This is a genomic window from Micromonospora sp. NPDC005087 (assembly GCF_042872965.1).
Lineage (GTDB): Bacteria > Actinomycetota > Actinomycetes > Mycobacteriales > Micromonosporaceae > Micromonospora.
Map to the genome: position 1 here is coordinate 1 of NZ_JBIALB010000031.1, position 9,306 is coordinate 9,306.

A 9,306-nucleotide genomic window follows, 5' to 3' on the forward strand; every position below is an offset into this window, starting at 1 on the left:
ATCACGAGGCGTAAGCACCTTCATGATCACCGGTTCTGTGCCTGCACCCGTTCAGACGCGCCGAGCAACCCCACCATTCCGCGCGACCTCTAAGTTTGGTGGGAGTGGATCACTTGGCCGTTGTGCCGCCGCATAGCGATCCGAACAACGACGGCGGCTGAGGCTGAGCGAGGACTGAGACCCACCACCCACGCCCGCGATGGCGACAGATCCACTCGTCCCCGACTCACGCTCGTCCATTCGATGAGATCCCCGTCCCGCCAGGTGGCCAGATCTAGGTTTTTCGCCCATGACTGGGCGGACCAGGCGGACTGCGAGCAATAGGAACGGACTGGCTAACACTCCACCGGACTGACGTCAAGGCTCCGTGGCCGATCCGCGTGAAATTGGGGGTTGACTCGACGGTGTTCGCGGGGCGTACTGGATACACGTTCCCGCACTGCCGGCTGGCGCGGTCGGCCAGAAAGAGGCGGGCAGGCACTCCCAGAGTCGGGTTGCCTGCTCTTGTTCGCGCCGACGGTGCTGGGACCGTCGAGAGAAGGAGGCCCCACATGAAGGATCGTTCGTCGGCGAGTTGAGCCGCCGCACCACCATGGCGCTTGTCGAGCGCTGCCGGTGGCGAGAGTCCTGACCCCTTGTGGCTCGGCTTGGCCGTCCGCCCCCCGTGTCCGCCTGTTGACCGCAGCCTGCTGTGCCGGTTGTGGCGACGCCTGCTGCCCTGGTGCCTGCCCCTGCGTATGACAGGAGGGGTTCCGCCCGGACGGGCGTCAGTCGGCAGGTCGCGCCTGCCCAAGCCCTGATCCGAGCGGGCCTGGACTGCACCCCACATCGCCCGCACCTTGAACATCATTCAACTGGAGCACGAACATGACATCAACCCACATCAATCACACGAAGCCGACTGCCAGGTCGGTCCGCCCCTGTACGACGACGGTAGTCAAGATTGCACACGTGCTACCTCACCATGGGAGGTGGGCCGTTGGCGACAACTGAACAGCGATCCCACGACGTCCCCACCGATCAGCGGTCGGGGCGGGAGCGGCTGGAAAACCGCATCCAGGTGCTGATCATGTTGTTGATCGGCGGCGCGGCCGGCGCGGCCTCCTTCCGGCACGTGCATGACGTCGCGGCGGCACACGGCCAGCCGGGCTGGCTCGCCTGGGCCGATGCGGTCGTGCTGGAGTTGACCTCGATCGCCGCCGGTCTGGAACTGCGCCGCAACCGGCGCGTGGGCACCAGCGTCGCCTTCCCGGCGACTGTCCTGACAGTGGCGGTGTTCCTGTCCCTCGCCGCCCAGGTGGTGGAGGCGGAGGCGTCGGCGATCGGCTGGATCGCCGCCGCGCTGCCGGCGCTCGGCTTCCTGACGATGGTGAAGATCGCCCTCGGCCGCGCCGACCCTGCCCCACCCGAGCGCACCGCCCGCCCCACGCGGGTCGCCCCAGGACCGCCGCTGGTCGCGGACGCCGCGGTCCCGGACACCCGCGAGCCGGTCCCCGCACCGCCACTGCCGGTCCCCGCGAGCACTGAAGCGGTCCGGGACTGCACCGCCGCGGTCCCCGCGCCGGCGGACCAGGACCCGGCGGTCCCGGACCGACGGGCCGAGGACACGCCGGTCCGGGACCGAGGCCCGGGGACCGCCGCGCTGGTCCCGGCCGCCCGGACCGCCGCCCGCACCCTCGACGCCCACGGAACACCCCTGTCCCGCAAGGCCCTCGCCGGACAGCTGCGCGCGGACGGGCACCAACTGTCCAACGCCACCGCCTCAGCACTCGTGCGCGTTCTGCGCGGCGAGAGCACCGCACCCGCGCCGGACCTGTCACACCGGGAGGCCGCGTGACAGAACCACAATCTGCGACCTCTGTCAGCCATAGCCGTCGCCGTGAGACCAGCACACGGGTCTGTCAGGAAGCCCGTCTCCTGACAAAACCTGACCCGACCTGGCAGAGCGAACACCGGCCCGCCCGTCACGGTAGGGCGACCAGTGCACATCTTGCTCTCCATCGCCCTGTTCGGATCCTCGAAGGAGCAACAAGCATGCTGACCCAGCTCAGCGACCCTCACCCGCGCCACCAGAGTCGTCACCGATCTGCGGCGTACTCGCTTTCAAGCCACCGTCAAGGCGGAACCGGTGTGGCCGGCCGTGTCGACGTCGGTGTCGGTCTCCGTTGCACCGTCCGCCTTGATCCTGACCCCCAAACCGACCCGCCGATCCCGCCTACAGCCCAGGTCAGGCCCCCTTTCAGGAGTGCGGGCCGGCTCCAGACACACCCTCATGTGTGGGGTGTCCCCCCAGGGGCAGCGCATGCGTAAACCGCTACTGGCTCCGGACCCGCTGCTGCGTCTACAGGCCAGCATCACCGCCCGCGACGACCGCCTCCTCGGCTGGCTCTACGACCACGGCGTGCTCACCACCGATCAGATCGGGGCCGCACTGTTCCCGTCCGTGGACTTCGCTCAACGCCGGCTACGTCGCCTCACCGTCCTGTGTGCGACAGACCGGTTTCGACCCAACCGGGCCTACGGCGGCTCCTACCCGTACCACTACGTCCTGGACCAGCTCGGCTACGACCACGTCCACGCCCAACGCGGGCTTGGACGACCACGCCGGGACCAGGCCCGCCGCCGAAAGCAGTCCCTGACCGCCCGGCCGGACCTGCCGCACCTGCTCGGCGGCAACCAGTTCTTCATCGACCTCGCCGCCCATGCCCGCACCCACCCCGACACGGCCCTGGACCGGTGGCAGCCCGCGTCCGCCTTCCACGAGCCCGGCGTGTTCTACCGCCGAGGCGGCAACCCGCAGATGATGGTCCACGGTCCGAGCGGACTGCCCCGCCCGGACGGCGCCGGGGTGTGGACCGAGCACGGACGGTCCGTGCCGTTCTTTCTCGAGTACGACACCGGCCGCGAACGCCTCGACATCCTCACCGAGAAAATCGCCAAGTACGAGCGGCTGGTCTGCCTCAGCAACTGGGCGTGGCCGGTGCTGTTCCATCTACCCTCGGCCCGCCGCGAGGCGAACCTGCACCACCGCGTCGCCGGCATCAACCTGAAGACGGTCATCGCCACCACCACCACCACCGAGCTGCGTGCCGCACTCGATGCCAGCCCCGCTGACCAGGTCTGGCAACGGGCCGACAGCAGCGGCCGTCACCGCCTCATCGACCTGCCCTACACCGACACCGACCACGACGACGAGTTCCCCACCCACGCCGTGTCCGATCAAGAAGGTAGGACCGCCTGATCAGCGGGCGGATCAGGCGGCGCGTGCGGTGGCCTGGTGGCCCCACACGCCGCCGAACCCGCCCACACCCGCGCAATCCCCGGGGCGACGGCCCCGCCCGCCGTGCGGCCGCACCGAGGCGACGGTCCGGACCGCGCGGCGGAGGCGAGGCAGACGCGTCGCCGCCGGTCCAGGTCTGCCGGCGGCGGTCGCCGACGACAGACAGACCCCGAGACCAACCGCGCACTCACATCTAGCAACTCGCGCTGTGAGTCCCTGTGACCGGCGCACGTCTTCTCCTCCGCGGCCACCGAGGTTGCAGTCGGCGGCCGTCCACCGTTGCCGATCCGCCGCCGTCTCCGGACGGAGCGGTTCAGCGATATTCAGCGAATCCCTACGTACGACAAGGAGTTGCAGCTCGCGCTGGTGACGAGAACTGCGACCAAGGGCCGGCCTCGTAAATGCCAGTCGCGAGGCCGGTCCTTCCAGCTCAGTTCCATCCGCTCCCTAGCCAGCGATGGCTCACCGGCTACTTCTGATCCGCCTCGCCAGTACCGCCAGGTCAACGCCTACCTGTTCACTCAGACCCCGCACCTCGGCCAGAGGCGATGTAAGTGGGGTGGTGCGAGCGCCCGGTGGCGGTCCAGGGCACTCGGCGGTCATCGAGAGCGGTGTCCGGGTACCGGACAGCTGATAGAGCCGCCACACGGGCATCCGTGAGTCGACCAGCACCATCGCCCGATCGACGCGCGCGATGAGCACGGTGCACCGCGGGTTACGGGCCACCGCGACGACGCGGCCGGTTGTCCGCCCGAGTTCCGTCGCCACCCGAGCAGCCGCCCGGTACGCGTTACCGAACTCTCCCTCTACCCACCAGGCGCCCTCGTCGAGACGGACGGCCAAACCGGCTTCCGCGAGCGTCGCCCGGGCCTCGGCGTAAGGATCCTGCCTGGTTTCCTGGGCCAGCACGATGGTGTCCCAGAGCTCCCGGGCGCTGACGACGCGGGCGAAGGGCTGGCTGGCGGGAAGGAGTTGCTGCTCGGCCAGCTCGGCGTCGGCCTCCGCGACCCACTCGGACGCGTCCCGCCAGGCGTCGGTAGCGAGCACGTCCGCCTCCCGGCCGCCCTGGAGGTGCGCGCCCTGGCGGAGCGTCGCCATGGCGACCGCCATCAGTGAGTAGAGGTGGTCGAAGGCCTCGGCCGGTAGCTCGTCGAGCATGGCGTCGTCGGGGACCAGCGCCCAGACCAGCCACCGGAGGTCGGTACGCCAGTCCTCGTCTTCCTGCCACACCCCGGCAGCGAGCAGCGTCAGGTACAGCGCGGTGACCGTCATCCGGAGGTGCGCCGGCGGCAGGGTGGACCAATCCTCCTCGACCGCCGGCTCGGCTGCGGAGGCGACCCAGCGGGCTGCGAAGCGGCGGTACCGGACGCGCTCGTCTGGACGGATGTCGGGCACGGACCTGGCGGAGGCGGTATACGGCTCCTCCACCAGGCCGTCGAGCACACCCTCGTCCTCGTCCTCCGTGAGCTCGCTCTCGTCGGTGTCGTCAATGGACCAGCCGGCTGCGGTGGTGTGATTCGTGGCCGACGTGCGCGGGAAGATGAGCCCGGACAGCCCCGGCCCGAGCAGCCGGTCGCAGTCTTCGAGGTAGTCCGCCCACCGGTCACCCGGTGCGACCTCGCTGCTCACTGTCGAGGTCGAGGATGCGGGCACGGACCCGCCGGTCGTGCCGGCCAGCTCCACCAGTCGAGCCAGGTCCGCGGTAAAACGCTGGGCGATCAGCGGATCGGTGAAAATTTCGTCCGGCGCGTACGCCCGTGATAGCCGCGGTTCGTCGGAGACGTCCCGGCGGGCCCGGCAGCGGGACGGGTCGGTGATGAAGACGGCAGCCGACTCCCGGCGCACACCGTCGATCTCGATGACACCGCGGACCGCGCCCCCGGTGAGCTCCGGGACCAAGAAGCGTGCTGTCTGCTGCCCGACGGGCACGGTGCCCACGGCGAGCCAGCTGCCGGGCACTGCCGACGGCGAGGTCTCCACGACCACCCGCTGCGCCGCCGGAGCGGCCAGCTCAACGACGAACGTGCCGTCGCTCAGCGCGCAGCCGAGGAGCACAGGCGCGGCGCCGACGGGATCGGTCGCCGTGGGCGGGGCGGACGCCAGCTGCCGGAAAGTCGTATCGGGCTGCGGGTCGCCCTCTGGAAACAGCGGGTTGGTGTGCGACGCGATCACGGCGAGCTCGCAGTTGCCGCCCTGCGCGGTGCTGAGCAGCAGAGCGGACGTGGTGATGTTCGCGCTGCCGGTCATTCCGGCGGTCTTGCCGTCGGCGTCCCACTCGATCAGCTTGCCGTGCCGTGCCGGTCCCGGGCCCAGCAGCCGGAACTCCCGATCAACGGTCGACTCGGTGGCCCGGACCAGTGCGGCGCCGTCGAACATGGCGGTCGAGGGCTGCACGGCCACGCGCACCGAGCGTGGTTTGGTCCGGTTGACCAGGGCGCTCACCGCGCGCGCGGGCGGATCGTAGAACGGGGCGGCAAGGCGCAGCTCGTCGATGGGATCGGTAGGCAGCCGTTCCAGCAGCGGTCGCCGCAGGTTGCCGTATGCGCGTACGGGCGACCAGTGCTCGTCGATAATGGCCGGCCGCATCCGTTCTGCCACCTGTCGGAGCGTCGCCGCGATCCAACTCGCCATCCCGACCGCGTCGGGCAGGTCGTGCAGCCAGTCCGCCACGTCTGCATTGAGCTGGGGCCCGTACTGCCGGGTGCCGCGGGCGGTCACCCACAGCTCACGGTTGTAGCCCCAGCCTGACAGGGTCGGGTTGCCCGACCCGAGCGCCAGCCAGACGTCGTCGTCGCCGAGCAGCACGACCAGCTTCGGGTGGAAGGCGCGCGGGCAGAACGCGTGGCCATGCTGGTAGGCCACCCCGGCCCGCCGCACGTCCACCGGGTCGTGCACGGCCTGCCCGGCGTCGCCGAGCACGGTGATCCGCGCGCCGAGCGCCCGCGCCGTCGGGATGGCGAACTTCTCCAGGAACCCGAGGTCGACCGTGTAGCCGGTGATGACCACCTCGCGCAGCCGGGCGCCGTCGGCCCGGTCGCGCCACTGCTCCAGCAGGGTCAGGGGCGAGCGGAAGGACCGGGACACATCGCTCATGCCGGCACCTCCAGCAGTTGCCGCCCCAACGGAGTCACCGGTTCTTCCGGGTCGGGCGTGAGTAGACCTACCTGTACCGCGATCTCGGCGAGCTGGTGGACGCGTAGGCCGATGTTGCCGCTGCCCTCGGAGGAGTCGGCAAAGTACAGCCCGTTGCGCTCGTGCAGTCGACTGAACAGCGAGATGGTGCCGTCCGAGTTGATCACCACCTTGCGCAGCGCCACCCGCCGCGACTGCGCGAGCATGTCGTCGACGAGCCGTCGGCCCAACTCGGCGACTGGGCGCTGGGCGAACTCCCGTCGCAGCTGCGCCACCCAGGTGGGGTCGAGATAGGTGGGGCGCCGCCCCTTGAATGTGCGCAGGGTTAGGCCGGTCAGCGAGTCGAGTCGGCGGGCTCCCAGCAGCAGCAACGCCACGTCGGTGACTACGCCAGCGTCGTCACCGAGTAGTGCTTCCTCGGCCGGCATTGGATCGCCCTGTCCGTCGACGACCGGGGGTAGGCCGGCCTCGAAGTCGGCAACGGTGCCGCCGGGCAGCTGCCCGGCAATCCATTCGTGCAGGTGGCCCCGGGAGGGGTTCTCCGCATCGCGGACCTCGTTGACCAGCGCTGCCCAGAGGTGCCGCCACGCGCCGACGGAGTGGTGCCGGAGCACGACGCCCCGCCATGCGGCGGTGCGTTCCTCGCCAGCGAGCAGCGGGTCCTCGCGGGTCGCCGACCCGTAGGCCACGCCGGCCGCGAATGCCGCCATCCAGGTGTCCGCATCGGGATTGAGCTGCCAGGATCGGGCCAGAATGCGTAGCGTAGCGCGTCTGGTCCGGTCGTCGCCGGTCCACGCCTCCGGGTCGTGCCGGCCGCCGACGGTCGCGCTGAGCACCGCGCCCAGCGGTTCCAGGTCCGGGGTGTCCTCGTCTTGCTGAAGGCTCAGCCGGCCGAGCGCCGCCGACGGGAGGGCGAGGCCGGCGCCACGTTCGGCCGCGGCGATCAGCGGGGCGTACATCTCGGTGATTCGCAGCGGGCAGGGGTGCCGTCCGGGGCGCAGCGCGCCGCCGTCCATCGTCACCGTGCCGAGCGCCCCGCTGGGTCCGTTGTACTGCGACCAGAAGCCCCAAACGCGCGGCGAGTAGGAGCGGGAGCCGGTGGCGTCGGCCACCGAGAATTCGGCACCCGCGTCGGGGCCGAGCCGCGCCAGTGCGTCCACCCCGTGCGCCAGGCCGAGCGGGTGGTCGGACTCGTCGTACGCCTGGGAGATCCGCGCCATGCCGACCTCGGCCCGGCGGATCAGCTGCCGGCAGGCGTCGCGGTCCAAGCCGACATCCTCGGCGTGGGCGGCGAGGGCCCAGTAGAGGCTGTAGTAGCGGGCGTAGCGGGTCACCGTCGAAACGCCTGGGACGAGCATGTTGACGGCGGCCATCACCGGCGCCTCCACGGCGAGCGGGTATCGGCCGGCGCGGGCAAGCAGACCCGGCTCGCACCAGTCCGGCCCCTCGACGAGCGGTCGTGAGGCGCCGTTTCCGGTCATCGCATCGGTCGGTGCGCTCGTCATGGCGGCCATCCTCGTTCAATGGAAGCGTGCAGGGAATGCCCCATCGAGGTTGATCGGGAACCATTCGGGCCGGTATGAGGTGACGAGACGGGTCGATCGGTGGACATCCGAAGACCAGTGGGGCTGCCATTCTGGCGCGACTGAAGCTCGCCACCGCCGCGCTCGGCCACTATCCGGCGAGCGGCTTCGCCTTGAACACTTCACGTTGGTCACGAGCTCCGACTTCAGCCACCTCAGCCACTTACCGCCTAGAGCAGCGGCAGCGGCCTAGGAATGATCGGTAGTGCTGGCCTGCACCCGCTGGTAAACGTGCGCGTAGTGCCAGTCGAGATAACGCCTACCGGGAGGCGCAGCCCCTTCGGGCAGCAGCAGGCGTTGCGGCAGCGGCGGACGCCCGAAAGATGAACGTACGGCAGGGTCGGCCAGCACGGCCTCCTGCACTTCGGGCTGGATAAGGATGCATAGCTCTTGGTCCACGGTTAGGAGTCCGGTGTCGAAGGCGACGTCGTGGGTGGGACAGGCCGCGACTCCGTTGCGTGGGTCGAGTCTCTCCGCGGAGTTGCTGACTCTCCATGGCTTGATGTGGCTCGCAACGAGCATCCGCTGTGCCCTGAGGCCGCCGGTCTTGACGCGGAGCCCGCAGAAGGTGCAGCGGTGGCCATGGTTCTGGAGGACATTGCGCGCGAACCTGTGCTGCCCGACCCGGGCAGCGGCCATGAGGAGTCGTTCGGTGACCCGCTCGGGGAGGTCGGGCGCCTTGCGGGCCAAGTCGGCAACCTTGTCCTGGACGGCTGCTTCAAGGTCCGAGTGAGTCAGCTCTTCCTGGCCGAGAAGCTGAAGCTCGTCGTCATCTTCCAGGTTAAGGAAGTCGGGAAGCTCGACCGGTCCGATCCCTACCTGACGTGCGGCGCCGAGGATGAGGCGATAGGTCGCATCTAGCTGAGCTGGAGTGGAGAGGAGCGTTGCAGCGACGTGGACTTCGTGCTTGGCGCCATGGGCGAGGCCTCCGTCGAGGTTGCCCATCTTGGCGATCAGGCTGCCATTCGGCCGCCGGAAGAGTCGCGCGAGCGTAGGGATGGGTTCCTCGGCCAGGTGGCTCGTCGAGCCGCCGTAGCGCCGGTGGTTGAAGACGAGGCTGGCGGCGAGGCATATCAGCGTCTCGACCGGTGTGAACGGTTCCTGCCTGCCGTTGGGGCGAGGAGTCCTGTGCCGGATGGCCTGCCACTGGCTAGTGGCCTCCACGGTACTTAGGTCGAGATAGTCCCTAATGGACGGCATCGATGGCTCCCCGTACGTCACCCGGCATCGATCAGGTGAATGCCGGAGCCGTCACCCTATACACGGGAAGCCTTCGCGTTAAGTCCTTGATCCACTCGCTCGTGCTCTCGC

At 69.7% G+C, this 9,306-nt stretch carries 5 protein-coding genes; 2 read left to right on the forward strand and 3 right to left on the reverse strand.

What is annotated here, in order from left to right:
• Positions 1–1,069 precede the first annotated feature (1,069 nt).
• Positions 1,070–1,837 (forward strand): DUF2637 domain-containing protein, encoded by a 768-nt coding sequence (locus tag ACFYPS_RS33975; RefSeq protein ID WP_387330247.1) that lies wholly within the window; start codon positions 1,070–1,072, stop codon positions 1,835–1,837.
• Positions 1,838–2,302: 465 nt separating this feature from the next.
• Positions 2,303–3,241, forward strand: coding sequence for a replication-relaxation family protein (locus ACFYPS_RS33980; RefSeq protein WP_387330206.1), 939 nt, complete (start codon positions 2,303–2,305; stop codon positions 3,239–3,241).
• Between the two features lie 501 nt (positions 3,242–3,742).
• On the opposite strand, the gene ACFYPS_RS33985 is transcribed toward ACFYPS_RS33980, so the two are convergent.
• The 3 genes from ACFYPS_RS33985 to ACFYPS_RS33995 form a co-directional block, all read right to left on the reverse strand.
• The gene (locus ACFYPS_RS33985) at positions 3,743–6,373 is read right to left on the reverse strand and encodes a hypothetical protein (protein WP_387330209.1); all 2,631 of its coding nucleotides are present in this window, start codon (positions 6,371–6,373) and stop codon (positions 3,743–3,745) included.
• Positions 6,370–7,917 carry a hypothetical protein gene (locus tag ACFYPS_RS33990; protein WP_387330212.1) on the reverse strand — a complete coding sequence of 516 codons (1,548 nt, stop codon included), beginning with the start codon at positions 7,915–7,917 and terminating at the stop codon, positions 6,370–6,372. The genes ACFYPS_RS33985 and ACFYPS_RS33990 overlap by 4 nt, the downstream gene beginning before the upstream one ends.
• A 267-nt stretch (positions 7,918–8,184) precedes the next feature.
• Positions 8,185–9,195, reverse strand: a complete 1,011-nt coding sequence (locus tag ACFYPS_RS33995; protein ID WP_387330215.1) for an HNH endonuclease — start codon at positions 9,193–9,195, stop codon at positions 8,185–8,187.
• Positions 9,196–9,306 lie beyond the last annotated feature (111 nt).

Excerpts from the sequence above, each read along its gene's own strand:
- ACFYPS_RS33975 (WP_387330247.1), top strand. The coding sequence starts at position 1,070 with ATGTTGTTGATCGGCGGCGCGGCCGGCGCGGCCTCCTTCCGGCACGTG.
- ACFYPS_RS33980 (WP_387330206.1), top strand. The coding sequence starts at position 2,303 with ATGCGTAAACCGCTACTGGCTCCGGACCCGCTGCTGCGTCTACAGGCC.
- ACFYPS_RS33985 (WP_387330209.1), bottom strand. The coding sequence starts at position 6,373 with ATGAGCGATGTGTCCCGGTCCTTCCGCTCGCCCCTGACCCTGCTGGAG.
- ACFYPS_RS33990 (WP_387330212.1), bottom strand. The coding sequence starts at position 7,917 with ATGACGAGCGCACCGACCGATGCGATGACCGGAAACGGCGCCTCACGA.
- ACFYPS_RS33995 (WP_387330215.1), bottom strand. The coding sequence starts at position 9,195 with ATGCCGTCCATTAGGGACTATCTCGACCTAAGTACCGTGGAGGCCACT.